At 73.9% G+C, this 25,799-nt stretch carries 24 protein-coding genes and 2 tRNA genes; 15 read left to right on the top strand and 11 right to left on the bottom strand.

What is annotated here, in order from left to right; genetic code table 11:
* Positions 1 to 14 precede the first annotated feature (14 nt).
* From ACQP6G_RS01605 to ACQP6G_RS01580, 6 genes are all read left to right on the top strand, one after another.
* Positions 15 to 3,923, top strand: a complete 3,909-nt coding sequence (locus ACQP6G_RS01605) for a metallophosphoesterase (RefSeq protein ID WP_429762418.1) — start codon at positions 15 to 17, stop codon at positions 3,921 to 3,923.
* A complete protein-coding gene (locus ACQP6G_RS01600) occupies positions 3,920 to 5,191 on the top strand; it encodes a HupE/UreJ family protein (protein ID WP_429762417.1) in 1,272 nt (423 codons plus the stop codon). The genes ACQP6G_RS01605 and ACQP6G_RS01600 overlap by 4 nt, the downstream gene beginning before the upstream one ends.
* Before the next feature lie 17 nt (positions 5,192 to 5,208).
* On the top strand, positions 5,209 to 5,640 hold the full coding sequence (locus ACQP6G_RS01595; RefSeq protein ID WP_429762416.1) for a pilus assembly protein CpaE: 432 nt from the start codon (positions 5,209 to 5,211) through the stop codon (positions 5,638 to 5,640).
* A 91-nt stretch (positions 5,641 to 5,731) separates the two neighbouring features.
* Positions 5,732 to 6,511, top strand: a complete 780-nt coding sequence (gene trmB / locus ACQP6G_RS01590; protein ID WP_429762415.1) for a tRNA (guanosine(46)-N7)-methyltransferase TrmB — start codon at positions 5,732 to 5,734, stop codon at positions 6,509 to 6,511.
* Between the two features lie 152 nt (positions 6,512 to 6,663).
* Positions 6,664 to 7,011, top strand: coding sequence for a DUF485 domain-containing protein (locus tag ACQP6G_RS01585; protein ID WP_429762414.1), 348 nt, complete (start codon positions 6,664 to 6,666; stop codon positions 7,009 to 7,011).
* Between the two features lie 8 nt (positions 7,012 to 7,019).
* Positions 7,020 to 8,660 (top strand): solute symporter family protein, encoded by a 1,641-nt coding sequence (locus ACQP6G_RS01580; protein WP_429762688.1) that lies wholly within the window; start codon positions 7,020 to 7,022, stop codon positions 8,658 to 8,660.
* A gap of 63 nt (positions 8,661 to 8,723) precedes the next feature.
* Here ACQP6G_RS01580 and ACQP6G_RS01575 read toward each other — a convergent pair whose 3' ends face one another.
* The 3 genes from ACQP6G_RS01575 to ACQP6G_RS01565 all read right to left on the bottom strand — a co-directional run bounded on the left by ACQP6G_RS01575 (position 8,724) and on the right by ACQP6G_RS01565 (position 11,277).
* Positions 8,724 to 9,767: a glycine betaine ABC transporter substrate-binding protein gene (locus ACQP6G_RS01575; RefSeq protein ID WP_429762413.1), complete on the bottom strand. Its 1,044-nt coding sequence runs from the start codon at positions 9,765 to 9,767 to the stop codon at positions 8,724 to 8,726.
* Between the two features lie 119 nt (positions 9,768 to 9,886).
* Positions 9,887 to 10,600 (bottom strand): ABC transporter permease, encoded by a 714-nt coding sequence (locus tag ACQP6G_RS01570; RefSeq protein WP_429762412.1) that lies wholly within the window; start codon positions 10,598 to 10,600, stop codon positions 9,887 to 9,889.
* A complete protein-coding gene (locus tag ACQP6G_RS01565; protein ID WP_429762411.1) occupies positions 10,597 to 11,277 on the bottom strand; it encodes an ABC transporter permease in 681 nt (226 codons plus the stop codon). The genes ACQP6G_RS01570 and ACQP6G_RS01565 overlap by 4 nt, the downstream gene beginning before the upstream one ends.
* Before the next feature lie 96 nt (positions 11,278 to 11,373).
* Between ACQP6G_RS01565 and ACQP6G_RS01560 the strand changes: the two genes are divergently transcribed.
* Both ACQP6G_RS01560 and ACQP6G_RS01555 read left to right on the top strand, forming a co-directional pair.
* Positions 11,374 to 12,450 carry an ABC transporter ATP-binding protein gene (locus tag ACQP6G_RS01560; RefSeq protein ID WP_429762410.1) on the top strand — a complete coding sequence of 359 codons (1,077 nt, stop codon included), beginning with the start codon at positions 11,374 to 11,376 and terminating at the stop codon, positions 12,448 to 12,450.
* Between the two features lie 9 nt (positions 12,451 to 12,459).
* Positions 12,460 to 13,365: an ATP-grasp domain-containing protein gene (locus tag ACQP6G_RS01555; protein ID WP_429762409.1), complete on the top strand. Its 906-nt coding sequence runs from the start codon at positions 12,460 to 12,462 to the stop codon at positions 13,363 to 13,365.
* Between the two features lie 25 nt (positions 13,366 to 13,390).
* Here the strand turns inward: ACQP6G_RS01555 and ACQP6G_RS01550 are convergent, their stop codons facing one another.
* From ACQP6G_RS01550 to ACQP6G_RS01520, 7 genes are all read right to left on the bottom strand, one after another.
* Positions 13,391 to 14,002 carry an ankyrin repeat domain-containing protein gene (locus ACQP6G_RS01550; RefSeq protein ID WP_429762408.1) on the bottom strand — a complete coding sequence of 204 codons (612 nt, stop codon included), beginning with the start codon at positions 14,000 to 14,002 and terminating at the stop codon, positions 13,391 to 13,393.
* A gap of 98 nt (positions 14,003 to 14,100) precedes the next feature.
* Complete coding sequence (locus ACQP6G_RS01545) at positions 14,101 to 15,381, bottom strand: MFS transporter (RefSeq protein WP_429762407.1); 1,281 nt, start codon at positions 15,379 to 15,381, stop codon at positions 14,101 to 14,103.
* 79 nt (positions 15,382 to 15,460) lie between these two features.
* Complete coding sequence (locus ACQP6G_RS01540; protein WP_429762406.1) at positions 15,461 to 15,856, bottom strand: DUF1801 domain-containing protein; 396 nt, start codon at positions 15,854 to 15,856, stop codon at positions 15,461 to 15,463.
* A gap of 102 nt (positions 15,857 to 15,958) precedes the next feature.
* Positions 15,959 to 16,034 (bottom strand) — tRNA-His (locus ACQP6G_RS01535).
* A gap of 71 nt (positions 16,035 to 16,105) precedes the next feature.
* On the bottom strand, positions 16,106 to 16,744 hold the full coding sequence (gene orn / locus ACQP6G_RS01530; RefSeq protein WP_429762405.1) for an oligoribonuclease: 639 nt from the start codon (positions 16,742 to 16,744) through the stop codon (positions 16,106 to 16,108).
* A 165-nt stretch (positions 16,745 to 16,909) separates the two neighbouring features.
* Positions 16,910 to 17,089: a hypothetical protein gene (locus ACQP6G_RS01525; protein WP_429762404.1), complete on the bottom strand. Its 180-nt coding sequence runs from the start codon at positions 17,087 to 17,089 to the stop codon at positions 16,910 to 16,912.
* A 201-nt stretch (positions 17,090 to 17,290) separates the two neighbouring features.
* Positions 17,291 to 17,364: transfer RNA gene (locus ACQP6G_RS01520), tRNA-Arg, on the bottom strand.
* Between the two features lie 98 nt (positions 17,365 to 17,462).
* On the opposite strand from ACQP6G_RS01520, the gene ACQP6G_RS01515 reads away from it, so the two are divergent.
* Positions 17,463 to 17,897: a group I intron-associated PD-(D/E)XK endonuclease gene (locus ACQP6G_RS01515; protein ID WP_429762403.1), complete on the top strand. Its 435-nt coding sequence runs from the start codon at positions 17,463 to 17,465 to the stop codon at positions 17,895 to 17,897.
* A gap of 4 nt (positions 17,898 to 17,901) precedes the next feature.
* Here the strand turns inward: ACQP6G_RS01515 and ACQP6G_RS01510 are convergent, their stop codons facing one another.
* On the bottom strand, positions 17,902 to 18,282 hold the full coding sequence (locus ACQP6G_RS01510) for a winged helix-turn-helix transcriptional regulator (RefSeq protein ID WP_429762402.1): 381 nt from the start codon (positions 18,280 to 18,282) through the stop codon (positions 17,902 to 17,904).
* Between the two features lie 127 nt (positions 18,283 to 18,409).
* On the opposite strand from ACQP6G_RS01510, the gene ACQP6G_RS01505 reads away from it, so the two are divergent.
* The 6 genes from ACQP6G_RS01505 to ettA all read left to right on the top strand — a co-directional run bounded on the left by ACQP6G_RS01505 (position 18,410) and on the right by ettA (position 25,780).
* Positions 18,410 to 19,306, top strand: coding sequence for an NAD(P)-dependent oxidoreductase (locus ACQP6G_RS01505; protein WP_429762401.1), 897 nt, complete (start codon positions 18,410 to 18,412; stop codon positions 19,304 to 19,306).
* Complete coding sequence (locus tag ACQP6G_RS01500) at positions 19,303 to 20,169, top strand: NAD(P)-dependent oxidoreductase (protein WP_429762400.1); 867 nt, start codon at positions 19,303 to 19,305, stop codon at positions 20,167 to 20,169. The genes ACQP6G_RS01505 and ACQP6G_RS01500 overlap by 4 nt, the downstream gene beginning before the upstream one ends.
* Before the next feature lie 60 nt (positions 20,170 to 20,229).
* Positions 20,230 to 21,906: a GTPase gene (locus ACQP6G_RS01495; protein ID WP_429762399.1), complete on the top strand. Its 1,677-nt coding sequence runs from the start codon at positions 20,230 to 20,232 to the stop codon at positions 21,904 to 21,906.
* Positions 21,903 to 23,492 carry a GTPase gene (locus ACQP6G_RS01490; protein ID WP_429762398.1) on the top strand — a complete coding sequence of 530 codons (1,590 nt, stop codon included), beginning with the start codon at positions 21,903 to 21,905 and terminating at the stop codon, positions 23,490 to 23,492. The genes ACQP6G_RS01495 and ACQP6G_RS01490 overlap by 4 nt, the downstream gene beginning before the upstream one ends.
* 48 nt (positions 23,493 to 23,540) lie before the next feature.
* Positions 23,541 to 23,969 (top strand): single-stranded DNA-binding protein, encoded by a 429-nt coding sequence (locus ACQP6G_RS01485; protein WP_429762397.1) that lies wholly within the window; start codon positions 23,541 to 23,543, stop codon positions 23,967 to 23,969.
* Positions 23,970 to 24,097: 128 nt separating this feature from the next.
* Complete coding sequence (gene ettA / locus ACQP6G_RS01480) at positions 24,098 to 25,780, top strand: energy-dependent translational throttle protein EttA (protein WP_429762396.1); 1,683 nt, start codon at positions 24,098 to 24,100, stop codon at positions 25,778 to 25,780.
* Positions 25,781 to 25,799: the final 19 nt, after the last annotated feature.

The following is a 25,799-nucleotide window of genomic DNA, read 5'->3' as shown; positions in this document are numbered from 1 at the left end:
TCGCCGCCGGTCTGGTGGCTGCGGCGCTGGCGCTCCCTGGCGCCGGCGTCGCGCCCGCCACGGCGGCTCCCGAGACACCCGACCAGGTCGCGACGGCGGCGGCCGACCGGTTCCCCGGCTTCCCCGGCTGGCCGGAGGGCGCGCCCGCGGAGCGCGGGAAGAAGCCAGGCAAGCCCGGGAATTCCGGCACGGCGCCCACGCTGGCCCCGTGGGACGGCGCCCACGTCGAGGGCACGGTGCGGTTCGCGGCCGACCCGACCACCGCGGGCGACCCGGTCGGCCGGATCACCGTGGACGGTGCGGACCTGCCCGGCCTCCAGGCGACGACGGGCACGTCCGCCCTGACGTTCGACGTCGGGAGCAACTCCGCGGACGTCGCGTTCGGCAACTACCTCGTGGTCAACGGCCATCGCGTCGAGCAGGACCGCACCTGGGTGTCGGAGCGCGTCTCCGTCCCCGTGCCGAACGAGTGGCTCGTCCAGGGCACCAACACGGTCGAGGTCCACGCGGGCGGCCTGGACTCGTCGTGCGGCGTGAACTTCGACGACTTCGTGATCTCGGAGCTGCAGCTCGAGCTGCTCGGCGAGACCGCCGGTGACGCCGGGAACTCCTTCGGCTACTCGATGGGCGACGGCTCCTGCGGCAGCAACACCTCCTCCGTCAAGGAGGCGACGGCGACGTTCGAGGTCGGGTCCGCGCCGGGTGCGACCACGGGGCTCGCCACCGACGTCGACACGACGACGCTCGCCAACGGCGCGCACGAGGTGGTCGCGACGACCCGCTCGGGGGCCACCGCCACCCACACGGTGCGCGTGAACAACTCCCCGGTCGGCGCACCGGCGCTTGCCCCGGAGGACGGGACGCTCACGCGCGGGGTGCAGAGCGTCACGGCATCCGCACCCGCCGACGGCGACGGCGGCACCGCCGCGCTGACGGTCGACGGCGAGCCCGCCGCCGGCCCGACGACCCTCGGCGACGGGGTGTCGGTGTTCGCGTTCGACGTCGGCACGAACGCGATCGAGACGCGCTACCAGAACCACCTGCTCGTCAACGGCACCCGGCTCGACCTGCGCGGCGACGGCGGCCGCGACCTCGTCTCCGAGCGGGTCCAGGTGGGCGTGCCGAACCGCCTGCTGCACCCGGGCGAGAACACGATCGCGCTGGTGGCGGGCGACGTCTCCGCGTCGTGCGGGGCGAACCTCGACGACTTCACGGCGTCGGGCCTGGCGCTGAGCCTCGCGGACGGCACGGTCACCCCGCCGGCCGACCTGCAGGCCTCCTACGCCATGGGCGACGGGAGCTGCGACTCGTCCGGCACCGCGCTGGCGAAGATCGAGCTGGTGTGGACGATCGACGCGCCCGGCGTGACCGCGTTCCCCGCCCTGGGGCACGGCGAGGCCACGGTCTCGTTCGTCGTCGGGTCCAACTCGCTCGACGGCTCCGCGACCAACGCGCTGCGGATCAACGGCATCGAGCGCCGCATCGACCAGACCATCGTCGGCGGGCGCGGGGAGATCACGTTCCCGAACGAGTGGCTCCTGCCCGGCTGGAACGAGATCGACGTGGTCACGGGCGCGTTCGCGAACGACTGCAACCTCGACGACTTCACCGTCTCCGACGTCGTCCTGGCGCCGGCGGACGGCACGGCGCAGCAGCAGAACGCGGCGGCGTCGTACGGGCTCGGCGACGGCACCTGCGGCTCGAACCTCAACTCCTTCCGCCAGGTCGACCTGCACTTCCTGGTGGACGCCCCGGCGCGCGGCGTGCGCGCGGACGTGGACACCGCGGACCTGAAGGACGGGGAGCACGAGCTCGCGGCGGTGTCCACCACCGGCGAGACCGCCACGCGCGTCCTGGAGACGGACAACTCGGCGCCGCGGGTCGCGTCGTCCGCCCCGGCCGACGGCGCGCGGATCACGTCCGCCGTGCCGCTCGCGGTGGAGCTCGACGACGCGCACGGGGTGGTCGGGGACACGGCGGTCACGCTCGACGGCGAGGCCGTCGCGCTGGGCGCTCCGGTCGGCCCGGGGCTGACCGCGGGCGAGCACACCCTCGAGGTGGCGACCGCGGACTCGCTCGGCAACACGGCGACGCGCGAGATCACCTTCACGAGCGCCGGAGTGCCCGACGTCCCGACCGACCTCGCCCCCGCCGGCGGCACGTCCGACGTCGACTCTCCGGTGACGCTGTCGGCGCGTGTCGCCGGCCCGGACGACGGCACCGTCACGGCGACGTTCGCCCAGGCGGACGTGCTGCTGCCGGGCGAGGTCCGGCAGGGTACGGCCGACGCCGTCCCGACGGAGCTCGACCCCCGCGGCGCGAAGAAGGCGTCCGCGAAGGGCCTGGCGGCCGGCGACGGGAAGACCCTCGCCTCCCCGCAGGCCGACGCCGTCGCCTACCAGCGGTTCGACGTCCGCGTGAAGTCCCGCGAGGAGCACCCGGTGGTGCGCTGGAGCGGCACGGCCGACCCAGCGCGCGAGGTCTCGCTGCTGGTGTGGGACACGAAGGCGAAGGCGTGGGACGCGCTCGCGGCGTCGCGCGGTTCCGCCGACGGCGACACGGTGCTGGTGGCGCCGGCCGGTCCGGAGCACCGCGACCGCGGCGTCGTGCACGTCATGGTGACGGCCACCGACCCGTTCGCCGACGACCTCGACGCCGGCCCCGAGGGCTTCGCCGACCCCGCGGACTTCGACTTCTCCATCGCGCACCTGACGGACACCCAGTACCTGTCCGAGGGCGCGGTCGAGCAGGAGACCGCCGAGGAGCGGGAGATCTGGGAGTCCGCGTACGCGGGCGTGACCGAGTGGATCGCCGCGAACGCCGACGAGCGCAAGATCTCGTTCGTCTCGCACACCGGTGACCTCATCGAGAACAACATCCGTGAGCCGCAGGACGACGCCATGCGGGACCAGGTCACGGGCGAGTTCGAGGTCTCCTCGCGTCAGCAGGCGAAGATCGACGGCATCCCCAACTCCGCCGTCGCGGGCAACCACGACAACTGGTCCGGGGCGGACGGCGGCGCCGACCTGTACAACCAGTACTTCGGCCCCGACCGGTACGAGGCCGCGGCCGAGTCCTGGGAGGACGCCGAGTACCGCTCCTGGCGCGAGGGCGACAACTCCAACCACTACGTCCTGTTCTCCGCGGGCGGGCTGGACTTCGTCGCCGTCGGCATGGGGTACGGCGTCACCCGCGAGGAGGCCGAGTGGGCCGACGGGATCTTCGAGCGGTACCCCGACCGCAACGGCATCCTCATGACCCACGCGTACCTCGCCGCCAGCACGCAGAAGGACGGCCGGAACGCGGGCTTCGCCGCCCCGGACGGCTCGCCGCTGTACAAGTACGTGGTCGAGCCGAACGACAACGTGTTCCTCGTGCTGGCCGGGCACGTGCACGGCGTCACGACCAACGTGAAGCCAGTCGGCGAGATCGCGAACGGCGTGGTGGAGCTGCTCGCGGACTACCAGGCCTTCACGGTGCCCGCCGAGCGGGTGGGCCTCGGCACGATCGGCGGCTACGACCCGGCCGAGCGGCTGCGGTTCGGCGCCTCGTACTTCCGGCTGCTGCAGTTCGACGTCGCCCGGGCCGAGATGAGCGTCGACACCTACTCGCCGTTCCTCGACGACTTCGGGGCCGACGAGTGGGACCCGCTGGCCAGGTACGACTCGACGGCCGACAACATGGTGCTTCCCGTGGACCTCACCACCCGCACCACGTCGCTGGTCACCGACTCGCTCGCGGTCTACGCCCCGACGCGGGTGATCGGGACGAAGGCCGTGGCCTCGGGGGACGTCGCGTCCGTCCGCTGGGACCGGCTCGAGCGGGACAGGCAGTACGCGTGGATCGTCACGGCCACCACGCGCGGCGGCGGCGTCGCCGCCGCCGAGCCGGCCTTCTTCACCACCCGGGGCGGCAAGCGGTGACGTCCACCACCCCGGCCAGGACGGCGTCGCGTCGCGGCGCCGTCCTGGCGGTCCTCGGGCTCACCGTCGTCGGCACGGTCGTCGGCACGGTCGTCGGCACGGTCGTCGCGGCCGGCCCGGCCGTGGCCCACGACGCCACGACCGACGCGTACGCGCGGGTCACGGCGGGCGATGACACCGACGTGCACGTCGAGCTCGACCTCGAGTACGACCTGCTCATGAAGTCCGCGTGGCTCACGGCCGAGGCCTATGACGCGCGCGGCCCGGCAGCGCAGGAGGCCCAGCTCGCCGAGCACGCCGACGAGGTCGCCGCCTACGTCACGGAGCGGTTCCAGGTGGCGGCGGGCGACGACCTCTGCGCCCCGGCGCTCGCGGCGGCCCCCACGGTCGGCGACCGGGGCGGGAAGGCCTACGCCACGGTCGCGCTCGATTACGCGTGCCCCGCCGGGGACGGCGGACGCCCCGGGACGCACACGCTGTTCAGCGCCCTCTTCCCGGACGCCGAGTCGTTCGTGCACACCACCGAGACGATGGTGACCTACGACCTCGACGGCGAGGCGGGCTCGGCGGTGCTCACGCCGGCCCACCCGACCGTCACGACGGGCGGGCAGGGCACGTGGCACCGGCTGGGGGAGTTCTTCGTGCTCGGCGCGGAGCACCTGCTGCTCGGCCCCGACCACCTGCTCTTCCTGCTGGCCCTGATCGTCGGTTCCCGTCGCCTGCGCGACGTCGTCCTGGTGGCGACGTCGTTCACCGTGGCGCACTCCGTGACGTTCCTCCTCGCGGCGACCGGCGCCGTGAGCGCGCCCGGCGCGGTGGTCGAGCCGGTCATCGCGCTCTCGATCGCCGCCGTGGCCGCCGGGCACCTCTGGGCCGTGCGGCCGGGCGCGCCGCCGCGGCTCGAGGTGCTGGGCGACGTCGCGACCGAGCCACGTCGGCAGGTCTGGCGGCGCTGGCACGACCTGTCGAGGTCCGACGTCACCCGGATCGCCGTCGTGTTCGCCTTCGGCCTCGTGCACGGGCTGGGCTTCGCGGGCGCGCTGGGCCTCGACGAGCCCTGGTCGTGGGGGCTGCTCGGGTCGTTGCTCGTCTTCAACGTGGGCATCGAGGCGGTGCAGCTCGGCATCATCGCCGTGCTCTTCCCGCTGCTGGTGCTGCTGCGTCGGCGGGCGCCGCGGGCGGGGCGGTGGGTCACGGCGGTGGTCGCCGCCGCCGTCGCCGTCGTGGGGCTCGTCTGGTTCGTGCAGCGCGTGCTCGGTCTCGGGTGAGGGGCCAGGATGGGGCGATGATCTCCACCGAGCTCGCGGCCCGGCTGCGCGACGCGGGGCTGGTGTGGCGCCCCGCCGACGGCGACCGGTTCCGCATCGACGCCGCCGACCTGTCCGCCGAGGTGTTCACCGTCAGCACGATGACGATCGAGGCGCACGACTATCCGACCGGCACCATCCTCGGGTTCAACGGCACCACCGAGTGGGCGCTCGACTCGGTGGCCATCGAGGACGCGCTGTGGCTGCCGCGCGAGGACCAGCTGCGCGACCTGCTGCGCTCCACCTTCCGGGGGCTGACCCGCACCACGCCGGGCGCGGGGGAGCAGGGCGGGGCGGAGCGCTACGACGTCGAGGTGGAGCTGCTCGGCGAGGCGCAGACCTTCACGGCGGCCGACCCCGCCGAGGCGTACGGCACGGCGTTGCTCGCGCTCGTGGAGCTCAGCTCCTGAGCACCGGCGCCTGACACTCGGTGCCTGATTCTGGGTGCCTGATTCTGGGTGCCTGATTCTGGGCGCCCGGTGCCCCGCTTACCCTGGGGGCGTGCCTGATCCCGTGACGTCCGAGCCCGTCGACCCGCGCTACCGCCGCCAGCCCGTGAGCTTCGTGCGGCGCAGCGCGCGCCTCACGACCGCGCAGGGCAAGGCGTGGGACACCCGACGCGACCGGTACCTCGTCGACGTGCCGCGCGGTGCCGCGGTGACGTCCGTCGACCCGTCCTGGACGTTCGACCCGGCGCGGGTCTTCGGCCGCACCGCCCCGCTGGTCGTGGAGATCGGGTCCGGGCAGGGCGAGGCGATCGTCGCGGCGGCCGCCGCGCACCCCGAGCGCGACCACCTCGCCGTCGAGGTGTACACGCCTGGCCTGGCCCAGACGATCGTGCGCGCCGGGCACGCGGGTGCCGACCCCGGACGGGACGGCGGCGCGCCCGGCAACGAGCTCGACAACCTCCGGCTGGTCCAGGCGGACGCCGCGGAGCTGCTGGCCACGGCGCTGCCGGAGGCGTCGGTCGACGAGCTGTGGGTCTTCTTCCCCGACCCGTGGCACAAGTCCCGGCACCAGAAGCGGCGGCTCGTCACGCCGGCGTTCGCCGAGGTCGTCGCCCGCGTGCTGCGGCCCGGCGGGGTGTGGCGGCTCGCCACCGACTGGTCGCACTACGCCGACCAGATGCTCGAGGTGCTCGAGGCCTCCGACGCCTTCCGCAACGCCCACGGGCCCGGGGAGCGCGCGCCGCGCTTCGAGGGGCGCGTGCTCACGAGCTTCGAGAAGAAGGGCTCCGCCGCGGGCCGGGGCGCGACCGACCTGGAGTACGTGCGCCGCTGAGCCCGGCTCCCGGACCGACGCGCCGCCGACCTGCGGACGCGCCCGGGAAGTGACTTGCGCCACACGGCTCGGCTCTAGCAAGGTGTGCCACGCGAAACGTTCTCGAACGGGGCAGCGTGGCCCCGTCGGACGCCTGAGCCAACGGAGGCATCATGAGCGACCTGTCCACCGCGGGGCCGCCACCGGGAGAGACCGAGTACCAACGGGTGCAGCGGTCGGACGAGTTCCAGGGGCTGCGGCGCGCCTTCCGGAACTTCGTGTTCCCGATGACGGCGCTGTTCCTCGTCTGGTACTTCGTCTACGTCCTGCTCGCCAACTACGCCCACGACTTCATGAGCATCCGGCTGGGCGACAGCAACATCACGGTGGGGCTGCTGTTCGGGCTCGGGCAGTTCGTCTCCACGTTCGTCATCACCATGCTCTACGCCCGCTGGGCGAACAAGAAGTTCGACGCGCGGGCCGACGCGCTGCGCCGTGAGATCGAGGAGGGCGAGCTGTGAGCGGCATCGTGACCCAGACCCTCGCGGGGACCCCCGTCGTCTCCGCCGCCGAGGCCACGGACATCGGCAACCCCTGGGTGAACATCGGCATCTTCGGGGCGTTCGTCCTGGTCACCCTGGTGATCGTGTTCCGGGCCTCCCGGCAGAACAAGTCCGCCGCCGACTTCTACGCCGGCGGCCGCAACTTCACCGGCCCGCAGAACGGCACCGCCATCGCGGGCGACTACCTGTCGGCCGCGTCGTTCCTCGGCATCTGCGGCGCCATCGCGCTCAACGGCTACGACGGCTTCCTCTACTCGATCGGCTTCCTCGTCGCGTGGCTCGTGGCGCTCCTGCTGGTGGCGGAGCTGCTGCGCAACACCGGCAAGTTCACGATGGCCGACGTGCTCTCCTTCCGGCTGCGTCAGCGCCCGGTGCGGATGGCGGCCGCCCTCGCGACCCTGCTCGTGGTCTTCTTCTACCTGCTCGCCCAGATGGCCGGCGCCGGCGGCCTCGTCGCGCTGCTGCTGGGCGTCGACAGCCGCGCCGGGCAGAGCCTCGTCATCGCCGTGGTCGGCGCGCTGATGATCCTCTACGTGCTGGTCGGCGGGATGAAGGGCACCACCTGGGTGCAGATCATCAAGGCCGTGCTGCTCATCGCGGGCGCCGCCATCATGACCGTCTGGGTGCTGGCCAAGTTCGGCTTCAACCTGTCCGACCTGCTCGGGGGCGCCGTGGAGGCTGCCGGTCCGGGCGGCCAGGCGCTGCTCGAGCCGGGCAAGCAGTACGGCGTGGACGGCACGTCCAAGCTGAGCTTCCTGTCGCTCGCGCTCGCCCTGGTGCTCGGCACCGCGGGCCTGCCCCACGTGCTCATGCGCTTCTACACCGTGCCGACGGCCAAGGAGGCGCGACGCTCGGTGGTCTGGGCGATCTGGCTGATCGGCATCTTCTACCTGTTCACGCTGGTGCTCGGCTACGGCGCGGGCGCGCTGGTGGGGCCGGAGGCGATCAACAACGCCCCCGGGGGGGTGAACTCGGCGGCACCGCTGCTGGCCTTCGCCCTGGGCGGCGAGATCCTGCTCGGGCTCATCTCCGCGGTCGCCTTCGCGACGATCCTGGCCGTGGTGGCCGGGCTGACGATCACCGCGGCGGCGAGCTTCTCCCACGACATCTACGCGAACGTCATCAAGAAGGGGGACGTCAAGCCCGACTCCGAGGTGCGGATCGCCCGGTGGACCGTGGTCGTGATCGGCATCATCGCCATCGTGGGCGGCATCTTCGCCCAGAACCAGAACGTCGCGTTCCTCGTGGCGCTCGCGTTCGCGGTGGCGGCGTCGGCCAACCTGCCGACGATCGTGTTCTCGCTGTTCTGGAAGCGGTTCAACACCTCGGGCGCGCTGTGGAGCATCTACGGCGGCCTGATCTCCTGCATCGTGCTGATCGTCCTGTCGCCCACGGTGTCCGGGAACGAGAAAGCGATGTTCCCGTCGGCGGACTTCGACGTCTTCCCGCTGACGAACCCGGGCCTCGTGTCCATCCCGCTGGGCTTCCTGCTCGGGATCGTCGGCACCTTCCTGTCGAAGGAGAAGCCGCACCCGGAGAAGTTCGCCGAGATGGAGGTCCGCTCGCTCACCGGCGCCGGCGCCGAGAAGGCCGTCGCCAAGCACTGACGGCACCCCGGCACGACGAAGGGCCCCGAGCTCGCTCGGGGCCCTTCGTCCGTCTCGGAACGGTCAGCCTGCCGAGGTCGACAGGGAGCCGTCCGAGCTGAAGACCAGGCCGAGGGTGATCTCGCCCTTCTGCAGCGCCGCCTTGGTGAGCGGGCCGCCCGCGTCCAGGGAGCGGAACTCGGAGAACGTCAGGCCGTACGTCTCCTCGAGGCCCGGCTGGCAGAACGGCCGCTCCGTGCACTCGGGCCCGGCGCCGAGCACGAGCCCGCCGCAGGCCTCGGCGAGGTCGCTGAGCGTGGTGAGGGAGTGCTCCTCGGCGAACGCCTGCGTGACGGCGAACGCGTTCTGGTCCTGCGCCGGGGACGGCGTGCCGAACGTCAGGCCCGCCGCGTCGCCGAGCTCGGTGAGCGCGGCCACGGTCGCGTCCAGGTCGCCGCTCGCCTTCGGCTCGGCGTCGGCCCCGTTGGCGTCCTTGTTGAGGAACTCCGTGAGGGTGCCGACGTACTCGGGCACCATCTGCACCTGCTTGCCCTCCAGCAGGGCCGGCAGGTAGGTCTCGCGGTTGCCGATGGTGGTGACGGTCGCGTCGTAGCCCGCGCTCGTGAGCACGTCGGCGTAGATGTTGCCCAGCGTGGCGCTCTCGGCGAAGTCCGCCGCGCCGATCGCGACCGTGACGCCCTCGCCCTGCGACGCGTCGTCGGCGGCGAGCCCGGCGTCCTCGACGAACTGGGCGGCGACGTCCTCCGACGTCTTGCGGTCGATGTCGACCGCCTTGTTGAGCCCGATGAGGGTGTCGGTGTCGAGCGCGGCCGACACGGTGTCGAGCAGCGGGATCAGGTCGGGCGCCTCGGACGCGAGGTCCGCGTTGACGGCCGGGATGATGTTGTCGACGGTCTGCAGCTTCTTGTCGTCCTCGAGCACCACGAGCGCGTCGCCCGGGACGGCCTCGCAGGTGGCCGCGGCGGTGTCGCCCGAGGCGGCGGACGTGGATCCGCCGCCCCCGGCCGAGCCGGGGTCGCCGCAGGCGGCGAGCAGCCCGGCGGCGCCGACGACGGCGGCCAGGGCGGCCGTCGTGCGGCGCAGGGTGGTGGTGCGGTGGGGGGTCATCGTGCTCTCCGTCCGTGGGAGGGGACCGGCGTGGGTGGTGCGGGTGGAGATGAGGGGAACCGCCCTATTCGACCGCGGGGGTCCGGTGGCGGCAACCGGTTTGTGGTGGATCGGCCTGCTCAGCGCCGGGCAGCGGCCCGCAGGGGCGCGGGAGTGACGAGGCGTTGCACCACGGCGAACACGCCGTCGAGCACGAGGGCGAGGGCGGCGACGAGGATGCCGCCCGCGAGGACCTGCCCGTAGCGCTGGGTGCCCATCCCGAGCGCGATGATCTGCCCGAGCCCGCCGCCGCCGGCGAGCGCGGCGAGCGGCACGGTGGCGCTGACCTGCACGACGGCGGTACGCACCCCCGCCGCGACGAGGGCGGTGGCGAGCGGGAGCTCCACCCGGGTGAGCACCTGCCGGCCGGGCATGCCGAGGCCCACCGCGGCGTCGCGCGCCGACGGGTCGGCCCCGCGCACGCCCTCGTAGGTGTTGACGAGCAGCACGGGGACGGCGAACAGGGCCGCGGCCACGACGGTGGCGCCGTCGCCGAACAGCCCCGCCGTGGCGAGCAGCAGGATGATGCCGAGGGTCGGGACGGCGCGGCTGGCGTTGGTGAGCCAGACGGTGACGCCGCCGCCGCGGCGGCCGTGGCCCAGCCACGCGCCCACGGGCAGTGCCACCGCGGCGGCGACGAGCACCGCCGCCGCCGTGAGGGCCAGGTGCTCGCGGCCGAGCTCGAGGATGCCGCCCGGCCCCGTCCAGCTCAGCGGGTCGTTGAGGTAGGTGATCGCCTCGCCGACGACGCCCGTGCCCTCCGCCGCGACGAAGGGTGGTGCCAAGGCGCTCATGCGGACCTCCCGCGCAGCCAGGGGGTGAGTGCCCGTCCCGCGGCCCACAGCAGCAGGTCGAGGACGAGGGCGAGCAGCACGCAGGCGATCGTCGCCGTCATGATCTCCGCCCGGTAGAAGTTGTTGCGGAAGCCCTGGAACATCAGCTGGCCGAGGCCGCCGTAGCCCACCACGACGCCCACCGTGACGAGGGCGACGGTGGTGACGGTCGCCAGGCGGAGCCCGGCCACGATGCTCGGCAGGGCGTTCGGCAGCCGCACCCGCGCCAGCACCTGCAGCGGTCCGTGCCCGACGCCGCGGGCCGCGTCCACGGCGGCCGGGTCCACGCCGTCGAGCCCGGTCACCGTGTTGCGCAGGATGACGAGCAGCGCGTACAGCACGAGGCCGAGCAGCACCGGCTGCCGGCCGATCCCCATGATCGGCGCGAGGATCGCGAAGAGCGCGAGCGACGGCACCGTGTAGAGGATCGAGGCGGTGCCGAGCAGGGGGCCCGCGAGCCAGCGCACCCGCGACGCGAGCAGCCCCAGGGGGATCGCGACCAGAGCGGCGATGGCGACCGCCTCGATCGTCAGCAGCGCGTGCTCGGTGGTGCGCGCCCACAGCACGTCGGCGTTCTCGGTCACGTACGACCAGGAGAACCACGGGTTGTCCGCGGCGGTGGCGGCGGCGGTGACCATGGGCTCGACCGTAGCGGCAGCCCCCGACGCCGGGCCGGGCACCGCCCCGGCGCGCCGCGGGCCGGGGTGTGGGACGCCCTCGATAGCCTCGCAGCCATGCCCGCCCCCGCCACCGTGCCCACCCGGTCGCCCGCCCGGCTGTCCGCCGGCATCGAGCTCGACGCCGTCCGCAAGGCCTACCCGGACGGCACGGTCGCGGTCGAGGGGCTGAGCCTCACCGTGGAGCCCGGGGAGGTGCTCGCCCTGGTCGGCCCGTCGGGGTGCGGCAAGTCGACCACGCTGCGGATGATCAACCGCCTCGTGGAGCTCACGTCGGGACGCGTGCTGGTGGACGGGGAGGACGTCACGCACGTGGACCCCGTGGCGCTGCGGCGCCGCACGGGCTACGTCATCCAGGACGTCGGCCTGCTGCCGCATCGCACGGTCGCCGCGAACGTCGCGACCGTGCCGCGGCTGCTCGGCTGGGAGCGGCAGCGCGTGCGCGACCGCGTGGACGAGGTGCTCGGGCTCGTCGGCCTCCCTGCGGAGCAGTACGGCCGGCGCTACCCGCACCAGCTCTCGGGCGGCGAGCGGCAGCGGGTCGGCGTGGCCCGGGCGCTGGCCACCGACCCGCCCGTGCTCCTCATGGACGAGCCGTTCGGCGCCGTCGACCCGGAGCGGCGCCGGGACCTGCAGAACCAGGTGTCCCGCATCCTCGCGGAGGTCGGCTCCACCGTGGTGCTGGTGACGCACGACGTCGACGAGGCGGTGCGCCTGGGCGACCGGGTGGCCGTGCTCTCCCGCGGCGGGCACCTGGAGCAGGTCGCGTCCCCGCTGACCGTCCTCGCCCACCCCGCGACCGACCGCGTGCGGGACTTCGTCGGCGCCGGCGCGCACCAGCGGATGCTCGCGCTCGCCGCCGTGCAGCGCGCGGACCTGGAGGACGCCTCCCTCGTCGTGCAGCCCACGCCGCCGGCCGTGCCCCTCGGCGCCAGCCTGGCCGACGCGTTCGAGGCCGTGGCGGCGCTGCCGACCTCGTCCCAGGGGCGGGTGCCGGTGGCCGACGCCGACGGAACCGTCGTCGGCTCCCTCACCGCGGCCGGCATCCTCGGCGGCCTGCGCCGTGCCGCGGACGCCGCGGCGCCCACCGACGGCACGGGTGGCACGGCGGGCACGGCGGCCGTCGCCGACTAGGCTCGGCGCGTGACCACGACGCGCATCGGCCTCGCCACCTGCTCCGCCCTGCCCCGCCTCGACAGCGACGACCGCCCCCTCCTCGCGACGCTCACCGACCGCGGCGTGGTGGCCGAGGCCGTCGTGTGGGACGACCCGGACGTGGACTGGTCGGTCTACGACCTCGTCGTCGTGCGCTCCACCTGGGACTACTCGCCGCGCCGCGACGAGTTCCTCGACTGGGCCCGGCAGGTGCCGCGCCTGGAGAACCCGGCCGACGTGCTCGCCTGGAACACCGACAAGGGCTACCTGCGCTCCCTCGAGGAGGCGGGCGTGCCCGTCATCCCCACGATCTGGCTCGACCCCGACCGGCACCTGTCGAAGCGCGCGGTGCACACGCGCATGCCCGCCTTCGGCGACTTCGTCGTGAAGCCGGTGGTCAGCGCCGGTGCCCAGGACGCGGGCCGCTACCAGCCGGTCTCGGCGCAGTCGCGGGCCCTCGCGATCAAGCACGCGGTGGACCTGCTCGACCGGGGACGCGCGGTGATGATCCAGCCGTACGTCACGTCGGTGGACACCACGGGGGAGACCGGGCTCGTCTTCGTGGACGGCGAGCTGCGGCACGCGGTGCGCAAGCACGCGCTGCTCACGGGGCCGGCGGAGGCCAGCGAGGCGCTCTACGCCGCCGAGCGGATGGAGCCCGCGGTCGCGTCCGCCGAGCAGGTCGACGTCGCGGAGAAGGCGCTCGCGGTCGCGCGCGAGCAGGTCGGCGGCGAGCAGCCGTTCCTCTACGCCCGCGTGGACCTCGTGACCGGCGACGACGGCACGCCGATGGTCATCGAGCTCGAGCTCGCCGAGCCGTCCCTGTGGATGCAGCACTCCGGCACGGCCGCCACGCTCGACGCGTTCGCCGACGCGATCGTCGCCCGGGCCTGAGCGGGCGCCCCTCGGGGGAGCGGGGTCAGCGCGGCCGGTCGAGCTCCGCGACGATCGCGTCGTACCCGCGCTCCGAAGCCAGGTCGCGCGGGAGCACGCCCTGCCCGTCGCGGACGGTGGCGTCGGCCCCGGCGTCGAGCAGGAGGCGCACCACCTCGACCTGGTCCGCGGACCCGTCGCCGAGGACGATCGCCTCGTGCAGCGCCGTCCACGACAGGTCGTTGACGTGGTCGACCGGCACGCCGGCGTCCAGCAGGATGCGCACCGTGGTGACGTGCCCGTGCTCGCTCGCGGGGATGAGCGCGGTGCCGCCGTACCGGTTGGTGCTCGTCACGTCCGCGCCGTGCTCGAGGGTGAGCCGCAGGATGTCGTCCAGCCCCTCCGCGCCCGCGTAGAGGAACGCCGAGTCGCGGATGCCGTCCTGCGCGTCCGGGTCGGCGCCCGCCTCCAGCAGCAGGCGGGCGAGCTCGGTGGAGCCCTGCCGGGTGGCGGCGAGGAGCGGGGTGCGCCCGTCCGCGTCGCGGGCGTCGACGTCGGCACCTGCGCGCAGCGCCGCCGCGACGGCGTCGGCGTCGTCCTGCGCGACGGCGCGGTGCAGGCCGGCCGCGCCGGACGGTGCGCTCGGGGTCGAGGACATGCCTTCCTCCTGGGGACGAGGGGAGTCTGGTGCGGGCGTCGTGCAGGCGCCGAGCGCGGCCGCGAGGGTCACGCCGAGCATCGCGGCGGCGAGGCGCCTCACGCGCCCGCCCCGACGTCGTCGGCCCGGCCGATCCGGAGCAGGGCGGGGACGGCGAGCATGAGGAGCGCCAGGCACACGACGAGCGCGAGGCTGGCGCCGAGCGTGGTGTGCGGCACCCCGACGCGCTCGGCGACGGCGCCGATCACGAGCGTCGCGGCGGGCATGACGCCGATGACGAGCTCCTGCAGGCCGAGCGCACGACCGTGCACCGCGGGCTCGGTGACCATGAGCAGGAGCGTGGTCTGAAGCACGCCGAACGCCGCGCTGGCCAGCCCGATGACGCCCATGAGCACGAACGCGGGGGCGGGCGACGTGGCCAGCGAGAACGCCGCCCAGGCCAGCCCCCACACGGTCGTGCCGAGCACGAAGAGCGCGCCCTTGAACCGGAAGTCGCCCAGCGCGGCGATGACGAGCGAGCCCACGAGGCCGCCCGCGCCGGCACACGTCAGCAGCGCCCCCAGGCCCGCGGCGTCGAGCCCGAACGACTCGGCGGCGAAGACCGGCATGAACGACTGGAACACCGGCCACAGGAAGACGTTCGCGGCCAGGGTCACCAGCAGGACGGCGACGGCGAGCCGGTTCCCGGCGAGGGCGCGGAAGCCGCCCGCCACCATGGCGAGCACCGACGTCGAGGCGTGGCCGCCCGGGCCGGTGCGCGTGCGCAGGCGCCGCAGCGGCAGCAGGAGCAGGAGGGACGCCACGTACCAGGCGGTCGAGACCCACAGGGCCGCGGGCGCGCCGATCGCGGCGATCATGCCGCCGCCCAGCGCCGGCCCGATCACCTGCGTCATGTTCATCGCCATCGAGTTCAGCGCGTTCGCGTTCGAGAGGTTCTCGCGGCCCACCAGGTCGAGCACCAGCGACATCCGGGCCGGCTGGGACGGGGACTGCGCGATGCCGATGGCGAAGCCGCCCGCGACGAGCGCCCAGTACGGCAGCAGGTCGGCGGTCGCGAGGGCGGCGACCACGGCCACGGCGCCGGCGGCCCAGGTGCAGGCGACGAGCAGGAGCCGGATGCGGTCGTAGCGGTCGGCGAGCGCCCCCGCGACGGGCCCGAGCAGCATGGGCGCCAGTCGCGCCGCCGTGTAGACGGCGACGAGGAGCTCGGACCCGGTGAGCTCGAAGGCGAGCCAGCCGAGCACCAGGGTCTGCGTCCAGACGCCGCCGAAGAAGAACAGGTTCGACGCCCACAGGAGCTGGAAGGGGCGGTTGCCCCGCAGGGAGGAGAACGCGCCGGAGGGTCCGCCCGGTCGGGCGAGGGCGGCCTGTCGTGCCACGGCGGCGGTGTCTCCTTCGGGTCGCGGGGACCGCGTCCCGCGGCCGGGACGATGGTATACCGGGAGGGGGGTGCCGAGGTCAGGGCCGCGGGGTGCGCCGCGCCGCGGCGAGCAGGAGCTCGCGGACGCCGGGCCGGTCGACGTCCTCCTCCGTGCGGAACGCGACGTGCCGCGCCCGCCTGCCCGCGCCCTCCAGCAGGCCGTGCGGGTCGTCGTCGACGAGCGCGGCACCGTGGGCGAGCATGAGGTTCACGTGTGCGCGGTAGGGCGCCACCGCCGCGACCAGCCCCCCGTACGTGCCGGGCCGGTAGGTGTAACCGAGGAGGCGGGCCGACGGGTCCGGCTCCTCGACGGCGTCGGGCAGCACCTCCGCCACGAGGGCGCGGAGCCGCTCCGTGACGGCGCGGACCGGGGGAGCGAGGCCATCGAGCACGGCGGCGACGTCGCCCTGGTCGTCCCGACCGTCCTCGCCCATGACGTCGACGCTAGCGCCCGGGCTCCGCGCACGCCGGATCCTCACCCCGGGACGCCGAGAGGCCCTGCAGCGTCCGACCGGACGCTGCAGGGCCTCTCGTGGTGGGGTGGCTAACCGGGCTTGAACCGGCGACCTCCTGGACCACAACCAGGCGCTCTACCGACTGAGCTATAGCCACCATGGCCCTGTGTCTGCGACAGATGCCGAAGCACCGGGCCGTCGAAAAGTGTACATGCTCCGCGGAGCGGTTCAGGCCTCCGTGCGGTGCCGGGTGACCGACGTCTCGCTGACGCGCTCGGCGACCGCGCGCGCCGTCTTCGTGTCGGGCCCCGGCTGGGGCACGAACAGGGCCTCGCGGTAGTAGCGGAGCTCGTCGATGCTCTCCAGGATGTCCGCGAGCGCGCGGTGGCCACCGTCCTTCTTGGGCGAGGCGAAGTACACGCGCGGGTACCAGCGCCGAGCGAGCTCCTTGATCGACGACACGTCGACGATCCGGTAGTGCAGGTGCCCCACCAGCTCGGGCATGTCGCGGTCGAGGAACATCTTGTCCGTGCCGACGGAGTTGCCGGCCAGCGGCGCCTTGCCCGGGTCGGGCACCCACTCGCGCACGTAGTCGAGCACCGCCTGCTCGGCGTCGGCGAGCGTCATGCCGCCGGAGAGCTCCTCGATGAGGCCGGACGTGGTGTGCATGTCGCGGACGAAGTCGTTCATCTGCTCGACCGCTTCCGCGGGAGGCGCGACGACGACGTCCACCCCCTCGCCGAGCACGTTCAGCTCGGAGTCCGTGACCACGGCGGCGACCTCGACCAGCGCGTCCGCGCGCAGGTCCAGGCCGGTCATCTCGCAGTCGATCCACACGATGCGTTCGTTCGGGTTCGCGGGGCTCACGGGATCAGCCTACGGTCCGCGTGACCAGGAGCGGCCCGGGGAACGGGCGGGGACATGACGAGGGCCCCGCTGCTCCGGAACGTTCGGGGAACGGTCCGGGCCGCGGGGCCCTCGTGGCGGTGTCGTCGCCGGGTCGGTACCCGGCGGGCGCTCGCCCGGCGGGTGTCATGCGGTCAGCCAGTCGAACAGCCAGCGGGCGACGCTGGTGCGCTGTCGACGGGCGTGCGGCTGCCGGTGCAGCTTGCGCTGCTGCTGCAGTCGGTGGACGGTACGTTCGCGCTCGGCCTCCTCGAGGCGCTCGCGCTGGATGACCTGCACGAGAAGCAGGTTCTCCGGGGGAAACATGGTGATGGTGTCCTTCGTGACGTGGGGTCGTCGGTCCGGGCCAGGGACCACCCGTGCGACCGGTGTAGGACCGGCCGCGCGTCACCGCGGTGCATGGACGAGTCTGCCGGGCGGCGCACGCTCGGCGCACGGCTTTTTCCCCGGTCATCACGTCGGGTGGCGCGACGTCGGTGTCGGCCACGTGCCGCCGTTGCGTATCGGTGCCCCCGGCAGGATTCGAACCCGCGACCCGGTCATTAGAAGTGACCCGCTCTATCCAGCTGAGCTACGGAGGCAAGCGAGCAGAGTTTAGCCCAGTCGGTGCTGGTCACGACCGTGCCGGGCGCACCCCGGATCCTGGAGCTTTGGAAGACCCATCCATTAGTCTGGACGGATGGCGCCGCACCACACCAAGGACAAGGGCGATCTTGGCGTGGCGAAGGCCCATGCCGACATCGTCAGCCAGGGCTACGTTGTGCTCTTCCCTGCTACGGAGCACGCTCCCTTCGACCTCGTCGCCTACGCGGACGGCGTGTTCTGCAGGCTGCAGGTGAAATACCGCGCGTCGCGTGCCGGCGCGATCACCGTCCACTTCCGATCTGTCTGGAACGACCGCCAGGGCACCCACGCCAAGCCGACGGACAAGACCGCGATCGACGTCGTCTGCATCTACTGTCCCGAGACCGACGAGTGCTACTACGTCCGACCGGGCGATCACGGGGCATCGGTCACGCTGAGGATCACGCCAAGCAGGAACGGTCAGCGCAACGGTGTGCTCGACGCGGCCACGTTCCGAGACCTTGCCGTCCTCGCACGACGGCGCCAGTGACAGGTCAGGGCCGGGGCATCGCCGCCGCGTCGGCGTGGTCGACCAGCTCGCGGCGCTCGCGCCGGATCCGTTCGGAGCCCCACTGCCCCAACGGCGCGAGCGCGGCGTTCAGCGCCCGGCCGTGGTCGTTCAGGGAGTACTCGACGCGGGGCGGCACCTCGGCGTAGACGGTGCGCACCACGAGGTCGTCGGCCTCCATCTCCCGCAGGTGCTGGGTGAGCATCTTCTCGCTCACGCCCGGCAGGCCGCGGCGCAGCTCGGCGAACCGGCGCACGCCGTGCTCCTCGAGCTCCCAGAGGATGAGGCCCTTCCACTTGCCGCTGACGACGTCGAGCGCGGCGTCGATGCCGCAGACGTAGGGGCCGCGACGGGTGCTGACGGTCATGGGTGCTCCTCTGCCGGGGTACTTCCCTCGAGGTAAGTACCGCAGTAATAAGTGCGTACTTCTCAGGGTCTCGGTACCCCCAGAGCATGGAGGCACACCGCCACGACGCACAAGAGGAGCACCGCGCATGACTGCACAGCCCGTACCGGTCACGGTGATCGGCCTCGGCCCGATGGGGCAGGCGATGGTCCGCCGCCTCCTGGCCGGAGGCCACCCCGTCACCGTCTGGAACCGCACGGCCTCCCGCGCCGACGGCGTGGTCGCCGCCGGTGCGGCCCTCGCCCCCACGCCGCGTGCGGCGCTGGAGGCGGCGGACCTCGTCCTGTTCAGCCTCACCGACTACGCGGCCATGGACGCGATCCTCGACGGCGCGACCGACGCCCTCGACGGCCGCACGCTGGTGAACCTCAGCTCGGACACCCCGGAGCGCACCCGCGAGGCCGCGGCGTGGGCGTCCGTGCACGGTGCGGCGTTCCTCACGGGGGGAGTGATGAGCCCTGCGCCCACGGTCGGCACCGACGATGCGTACGCCTACTACTCGGGCCCCCGGGACATGTTCGACCGCCATCGCGAGGTGCTGGCGGAGCTCGCGGCGCCGCGGTACGTCGGCGCGGACCCCGGGCTGGCGCAGCTCATGTACCAGGCGCAGCTCGACGTCTTCCTCACGGCGCTGTCCGCCCTGATGCACGCCACCGCCCTGGTGGGGAGCGCCGGCATCCCGGCGCGGGACTTCCTCCCCGAGGCGCTGACGACGCTCGCCGACATCCCGGCGATGCTCGCGGCGGGGGAGGGCGGGCGGGAGAGCACCGGCGCGCGGATCGACGCCGGGCGCCACCCGGGCGACCTGAGCACGGCGACCATGATGGGCGCCACCGCCGACCACCTGGTCGCCGCCAGCGCGGCGGCCGGGATCGACGTCGGCCTGCCCCGGGCGGTGCAGGAGCACTACCGCCGCGCGATCGACGCGGGGCACGGGGCGGACGGCTGGACCCGCATCGTCGACGGCATCCGGGACCCGCGATGAGCCGCGGGACGGAGCCGGTCGCGCTGCTCGGGCTCGGCGTCATGGGACGAGAGCTCGCCGCGGCGCTGCTGGACGCCGGTCACGGGGTGACGGTGTGGAACCGGTCGCCCGGCCGGGACGCGGAGCTCGTGGGGCGCGGCGCCCGGCGCGCGTCCGACGCCCGGGACGCGGTGCTCGCGGCGTCGACCGTCGTCGTCTGCCTCTACGACCACGCGTCGGTGCACGAGACGCTCGACCCGCTCGCCGAGCAGCTGCGTGGCCGCGTCGTGGTCAACCTGACCACGACCACCCCGAACGAGGCCCGCGAGGTCGCCTCCTGGGCGTCCGAGCACGGGGTGCGCTACCTCGACGGCGCGATCATGGCGACCCCGCCGATGATCGGCCGCCCCGGCGCGGAGATCCTGTACAGCGGCGACGAGGGCGTGTTCCGCGAGACGCGCGGCGTCCTGGACCGCTGGGCGACGAGCACCTTCGAGGGCGCGGACCCGGGGCGGGCGTCGCTGCTGGACCTCGCGATGCTCTCGGGGATGTACACGATGTTCACGGCGTTCCTGCACGGCGCCGCGATGGTGGGAGCCGACGGTGTCGACGCCGTGAGCTACGCGCGGCGGGCGGCGCCGTTCCTCGCGGCGATGACCGAGTACCTCGTGCTCGACGCGGAGGCGGTCGACCGCGGCGACTACTCCGACCCGGTGCAGAGCCTGGACTGGTCCGACCTCGGGCACCTGGTGCGCGCGAGCGAGGAGCAGGGCGTGGACCCGGCGCCGATCGCCATGGTGGAGGCGCTGCGCCGGCGCCAGGTGGACGCCGGGCACGGGGCGGACGGCTTCGCGCGCATCTACGAGAGCCTGCGGCGCCGCTGAACCCGCGGGCGACCGGCGCGCGCGTTTGGCACGGAACGCGCCAACGGGAAGGATGTGCCCGTGACACCTTCCCTGGAGACCCGTGCCTCGCGCCGTGCCGCGAGCAGGAAGGACGCCGGGGCGGGCGAGGAGATCGGCGTCACCGTCCACGACGTCGCCCGCGACCTGCGTCGCGACGTCGCGGCGGTCGAGCTCCCCCTCCCGATCGACGGGGCCGAGGACGCCGCGGCCTCACGCGACCGGCTGCTCGCCCAGCTCGACGAGCACCTGCTGCCGCGCCTCAAGGAGTTGTCGTCGCCGGCCGTCGTCGTCGTCGCGGGCTCGACCGGCGCGGGCAAGTCCACGCTGTACAACTCGCTGCTGGGGGAGGCCGTCTCCGAGGCGGGCGTCCTGCGCCCCACCACGCGCGAGCCGGTCCTCGCCCACCACCCCGCCGACGCCGACGTCATGGCGGCCGGGCCCGTCACGGAGCTGTCGCGCGTGGTGCAGCACGAGGGGGTGCCGCGCGGGACGGCCCTGCTGGACGCGCCGGACCTCGACTCGTTCGTGCAGCAGAACCGCTCGACGGCGCAGCAGCTGCTCGAGGCCGCCGACCTGTGGCTCTTCGTCACCACCGCCGCGCGCTACGGCGACGCGCTGCCGTGGCAGGCCCTGGCCCGCGCCACGGAGCGCGGGGCGTCGGTGGCGATGGTGCTCAACCGGGTGCCGAAGGAGACGCTGACCACGGTGCGCGGCGACCTGCTGCAGCGCCTGCGCGAGCACGGCATGACCGACGTCCCGCTGTTCGTCGTCCCCGACGTCGGTCCGCACGAGGGGCTCCTGGACCCGTCGGTCGTGCAGCCGGTGCGGCGCTGGCTCACCATGCTCGCCGGGCCGGACCGCTCGCGGGCCGTCGTCGTGCGCACCCTCAAGGGCGCGCTGGGCGCGCTGCCCGGCTGGGTCACGTCGCTCGCGGACGCGATCGACGCGCAGCAGGAGGCCGTGCACGTGCTGCGCCGCCGGGTCACGGAGGAGATCCCCGCGGCGGAGCGGCTCGCCCGCGACGCGGTCGCGGCCGGGGTCGTCGCCGGGGCGTCGGTCGAGGCGCGGTGGCGCGAGCTGTCCGGCACCGTCGGCGTCGACCGCGTCAAGGTCCGCGGCGACCGCGCGCGCAGCACGCGCCGCGCCGGACGCGCGCGCGAGGCCGCGCTGGAGGGGCTCCGGTCCGACGTCGTCGACGCCGCGTCGCGCACCCTGGCGGCGTCGGGGGCCCGGGTCGAGGAGCGGCTGCGCGCCGTCCTCGCCGGCCCGGGAGCGCCCGCCGGCGGCGAGGCCGTCGCCCCCGACGGCGCGGCCCGCACCGCGGCGCGCGAGGCCGACGTGCCGGGGCGGGTGGCGCAGTGGGCCGGCCGGGCCGACGCCGTGGTCTCCGACCTGGACGGGGAGCTCACCGGCGACGCCGCATCGGGCGCCCGCGTCGAGGCCGCCGTCAAGGCGTTCGGGGCGCGCGGGCTCGCCACGCTGTTCCTCGCCTCCGCCGCGGGCAGCGGCGACGCCGACCGCCTGCTGGAGCGCGTCCTGGGGGACCTGGCCGCCGCGCCCGTCGCCACCCTGCGCGACGACCTCGGCGACCGCGCGGCTGCCGTCGTCGACGCCGAGGTGCAGGCCGTGCTGGACGACCTCGGTCCGTCCGAACCCGCCGACGACGCGGCCGCGGGGCTGCGCGTCCGGCTCGCCGAGCTCAGGAGGCTGACATGACCGAGAGCCCGTCCCACGACGCGACGCTGCGCGCCCGCACCGAGGACCTCGCGCAGGCGCTCGAGATCGCCGGGCCCCGGCTCGACGACGCCACGTCGCAGCGCGTGTCGGCCGCGGTCGAGGGGGTGCGGGAGCGGCTCGCGCTCGGCGTCGACCACACGGTGGTGGCGTTCGCCGGGGGCACGGGCTCGGGCAAGTCCAGCCTGTTCAACAAGGTGTCGCGGCTGAGCTTCGCCGACGTGGGCGTGAAGCGGCCGACGACGGCGCGCGTGACGGCGTGCTCCTGGTCGGACGGCGCGGAGGCGCTGCTGGACTGGGTGGGCGTGGACCGCGAGCGCCGCATCACCCAGGGCGGCGAGCTCGACGGCGAGGACGAGGAGAAGCTCGCCGGGCTGGTGCTGCTCGACCTGCCGGACCACGACTCGGTCGAGCCGGCGCACCGCGAGGTCGTGGACCGTGTGCTGCCGCTCGTGGACCTGCTGGTCTGGGTCGTGGACCCGCAGAAGTACGCGGACGACGCCCTGCACTCGGGGTACCTGCGCGAGTCCGTGGGCTCCGAGTCGTCGATGGTGGTGCTGCTCAACCAGGTGGACACCGTGCCGGACGCGCAGCGGGAGAACCTGCTGGCCGACCTGGCGCGACTGCTCGAGGACGACGGCCTGACCGGCGTGTTCGTGCTGGGGGTGTCCGCGAAGACGGGCGAGGGGATCGACCGGGTCCGGGGGCTGCTGGAGGAGGCGTGCGCGCGGCGGTCGGTCGCGGCCGGGCGTGCGGCCGCGGAGCTGGACGTCGCGGCGCGGCTGCTGCTGGCCCAGACGCCGGCGGAGGTGCCGTGGCAGATGGGGCCCGCGGTCGAGCGTGAGCTGGACGCCCTGGTGACCGCGACCGGGCTCGACGCGGTCGCGAGCCAGGTGGGCAACGCGGTGCGCAACGGCTACGGGCGGCCGGAGGTGCCGCCGCCGGACCGCGACGCCGTCGCGCTCTCGCGGGCCCGCTGGCTGACCCGCGCGGGCGCCTCGTTGCGGCCGGGGTGGCAGCGCTCGCTCGCGTCCTCGGTGGCGGGGGCGGACCAGCTGCGCACGTCGGTGGCGGGCGCGCTGCGCGGCATCGCGCTCGACACGCGGGGGCCGTCGGCAGCCCGGGCGCTGCGCCGCACGGCGTGGGTGCTCGGCGCCGTCGCGGTGGTGTCGGCGGTCGTGGGGGTCCTCGCGCTCACGGGCGTGCTCGACGTGGCCTCGCCCTGGCCGGCCGTCGTGCTCGCGCTGGCCGGCGTCGCGGCCGTGGCCGCCGTGGTGGTGGCGTTCGCGGGCACGGCCTCGCGGCGCGCGCTGGCACGCAGGCGCGAGCAGGCCGTGGCCTCCGCGGGCCGGGCGGCGCTCGAGCGGGTGCTGTCCGAGGGGCTCGGCGAGCCGACGCAGAAGCTGCTCCACGAGCACCGGCGGGTGCGCGAGCTGGCGCAGGCGGCGACCGAGCTCCCGACGTCGCTGCCGCTCACCGGGTCCCTGAGGCTGCCCACAGGCTCCGAGCTGGCGCCGTCGTCCACAACCACGCCGAAGGCGGGGGCGCACCGGGCCTCGGGCGACTGATCCTGGGGGCCCGCCGGCGCCTGCCGGCGGCGGACCCAGGAGGAGCGCATGAACGAGGTCAGCATCACGGTGAACGGGTTCGTCGGGACGAAGCCGACGCTGCACCGGTCCGACGGCGGGGTCGAGTGGACCACGTTCCGCGTGGCGAGCACGCGGCGGCTGCGCGACCCGCGCAGCGGCGAGTGGTCCGACGGCCAGACCCTGTGGTTCACGGTGAAGTCCTTCCGTACCGGCGCCCGCCACGTGGCGGAGTCGCTGGCGCAGGGCGACCCCGTGGTCGTCACCGGCAGGCTGTCCACGGAGGAGTGGACGGACAAGGAGGGCAAGGACCGCTGGCAGCTCGTGATCGACGCGCACGGCGTGGGCCCGGACGTCACCCGCGGGCTGGCGCGGTTCACGCGCGTGGTCGACCGTGCGGACCCCGAGGACCTGCCCGAGCCCGATCGGGAGCCCGAGCCGGTGCCGGTCGGCGTGTGAGGCCCGAGGTCGCGTAGGCTGGTGGACCGGCCGCCATGCCGGTCCTCCAGCCTGCCCGCTGGAGCCTCGAACCTCTCGGACCCGATCCCTCGGGTTCGCCGCGCGATCGAACGGTGGAAGCAGAGCCAGTGGCTGAGTTCATCTACTCCATGTACAAGGCGCGCAAGGCGCACGGCGACAAGGTCATCCTCGACGACGTCTCGCTGAACTTCCTGCCCGGCGCCAAGATCGGCGTCGTCGGCCCCAACGGCGCCGGGAAGTCGACGATCCTCAAGATCATGGCGGGCCTCGAGCAGCCGTCCAACGGCGAGGCGCGGCTCTCCCCGGGGTACACGGTCGGCATCCTCCTGCAGGAGCCGCCGCTCAACGAGGACAAGACCGTGCTCGGGAACGTCGAGGAGGCGGTCGGCCCGCTCAAGGCGAAGATCGACCGGTTCAACGAGATCTCCGCCCTCATGGCGGAGCCCGACGCCGACTTCGACAGCCTGCTGGCCGAGATGGGCACGCTGCAGGAGGACATCGACGCCGCCGACGCCTGGGACCTCGACTCCCAGCTCGAGCAGGCGATGGACGCCCTGCGCTGCCCGCCGCCGGACGCCGACGTGAAGGTCCTCTCCGGTGGTGAGCGCCGTCGCGTGGCGCTGTGCAAGCTGCTGCTGGAGAAGCCCGACCTGCTGCTGCTCGACGAGCCCACCAACCACCTCGACGCCGAGTCGGTGCTGTGGCTCGAGCAGCACCTGGCCACCTACCCGGGCGCCGTCCTCGCCGTCACCCACGACCGGTACTTCCTCGACCACGTCGCGGAGTGGATCTGCGAGGTCGACCGCGGCCGCCTCTACCCGTACGAGGGCAACTACTCCACCTACCTGGAGAAGAAGCAGGCCCGCCTCGAGGTGCAGGGCAAGAAGGACGCCAAGCTCGCCAAGCGCCTCAAGGACGAGCTCGAGTGGGTGCGCTCCAACGCGAAGGGCCGCCAGACCAAGTCGAAGGCGCGCCTGGCCCGCTACGAGGAGATGGCCGCGGAGGCGGAGCGGACGCGGAAGCTCGACTTCGAGGAGATCCAGATCCCCGCCGGCCCGCGCCTGGGCAGCGTGGTCCTCGAGGCCAGCAACCTGCAGAAGGGCTTCGACGGCCGCCAGCTCATCGACGGCCTGAGCTTCACGCTGCCGCGCAACGGCATCGTCGGCGTCATCGGCCCGAACGGCGTCGGCAAGACCACGCTGTTCAAGACCATCGTCGGCCTGGAGCCGCTCGACGGCGGTGACCTCAAGGTCGGCGAGACCGTCAAGATCTCCTACGTCGACCAGTCGCGCGGCGGCATCGACCCGAAGAAGACGCTGTGGGAGGTCGTCTCCGACGGGCTCGACTTCATCAAGGTCGGCAACGTCGAGATCCCCTCGCGCGCGTACGTGGCGTCGTTCGGGTTCAAGGGCCCGGACCAGCAGAAGCCCGCGGGCGTGCTGTCCGGTGGTGAGCGCAACCGCCTCAACCTGGCGCTGACCCTCAAGCAGGGCGGCAACCTGCTGCTCCTCGACGAGCCCACCAACGACCTCGACGTCGAGACCCTCGGCTCGCTGGAGAACGCGCTGCTCGAGTTCCCCGGCTGCGCCGTCGTGGTCTCCCACGACCGGTGGTTCCTCGACCGGGTCGCGACGCACATCCTCGCGTACGAGGGCACGGAGGAGGACCCGGCGAACTGGTACTGGTTCGAGGGCAACTTCGCCTCGTACGAGGAGAACAAGGTCGAGCGCCTGGGCGCTGACGCCGCGCGCCCGCACCGCGTGACGTACCGCAAGCTCACGCGCGACTGAGCGCGCGGGCCCCGAGCCC

It is taken from the genome of Isoptericola nanjingensis (assembly GCF_050311635.1).
Taxonomy (GTDB): Bacteria; Actinomycetota; Actinomycetes; order Actinomycetales; family Cellulomonadaceae; genus Isoptericola; species Isoptericola nanjingensis.
The sequence above is the reverse complement of the archived record's forward strand: the minus strand, read 5'-3'. Positions and strand labels throughout refer to the sequence as shown.

What these genes read in the sequence shown, in the direction of transcription:
- ACQP6G_RS01595 (WP_429762416.1), top strand. Translation starts at nt 5,209, where the DNA reads ATGATCTCCACCGAGCTCGCGGCCCGGCTGCGCGACGCGGGGCTGGTG.
- ACQP6G_RS01585 (WP_429762414.1), top strand. Translation starts at nt 6,664, where the DNA reads ATGAGCGACCTGTCCACCGCGGGGCCGCCACCGGGAGAGACCGAGTAC.
- ACQP6G_RS01575 (WP_429762413.1), bottom strand. Translation starts at nt 9,767, where the DNA reads ATGACCCCCCACCGCACCACCACCCTGCGCCGCACGACGGCCGCCCTG.
- ACQP6G_RS01570 (WP_429762412.1), bottom strand. Translation starts at nt 10,600, where the DNA reads ATGAGCGCCTTGGCACCACCCTTCGTCGCGGCGGAGGGCACGGGCGTC.
- ACQP6G_RS01565 (WP_429762411.1), bottom strand. Translation starts at nt 11,277, where the DNA reads ATGGTCACCGCCGCCGCCACCGCCGCGGACAACCCGTGGTTCTCCTGG.
- ACQP6G_RS01560 (WP_429762410.1), top strand. Translation starts at nt 11,374, where the DNA reads ATGCCCGCCCCCGCCACCGTGCCCACCCGGTCGCCCGCCCGGCTGTCC.
- ACQP6G_RS01550 (WP_429762408.1), bottom strand. Translation starts at nt 14,002, where the DNA reads ATGTCCTCGACCCCGAGCGCACCGTCCGGCGCGGCCGGCCTGCACCGC.
- ACQP6G_RS01540 (WP_429762406.1), bottom strand. Translation starts at nt 15,856, where the DNA reads ATGGGCGAGGACGGTCGGGACGACCAGGGCGACGTCGCCGCCGTGCTC.
- ACQP6G_RS01525 (WP_429762404.1), bottom strand. Translation starts at nt 17,089, where the DNA reads ATGTTTCCCCCGGAGAACCTGCTTCTCGTGCAGGTCATCCAGCGCGAG.
- ACQP6G_RS01515 (WP_429762403.1), top strand. Translation starts at nt 17,463, where the DNA reads ATGGCGCCGCACCACACCAAGGACAAGGGCGATCTTGGCGTGGCGAAG.
- ACQP6G_RS01510 (WP_429762402.1), bottom strand. Translation starts at nt 18,282, where the DNA reads ATGACCGTCAGCACCCGTCGCGGCCCCTACGTCTGCGGCATCGACGCC.
- ACQP6G_RS01505 (WP_429762401.1), top strand. Translation starts at nt 18,410, where the DNA reads ATGACTGCACAGCCCGTACCGGTCACGGTGATCGGCCTCGGCCCGATG.
- ACQP6G_RS01500 (WP_429762400.1), top strand. Translation starts at nt 19,303, where the DNA reads ATGAGCCGCGGGACGGAGCCGGTCGCGCTGCTCGGGCTCGGCGTCATG.
- ACQP6G_RS01490 (WP_429762398.1), top strand. Translation starts at nt 21,903, where the DNA reads ATGACCGAGAGCCCGTCCCACGACGCGACGCTGCGCGCCCGCACCGAG.
- ACQP6G_RS01485 (WP_429762397.1), top strand. Translation starts at nt 23,541, where the DNA reads ATGAACGAGGTCAGCATCACGGTGAACGGGTTCGTCGGGACGAAGCCG.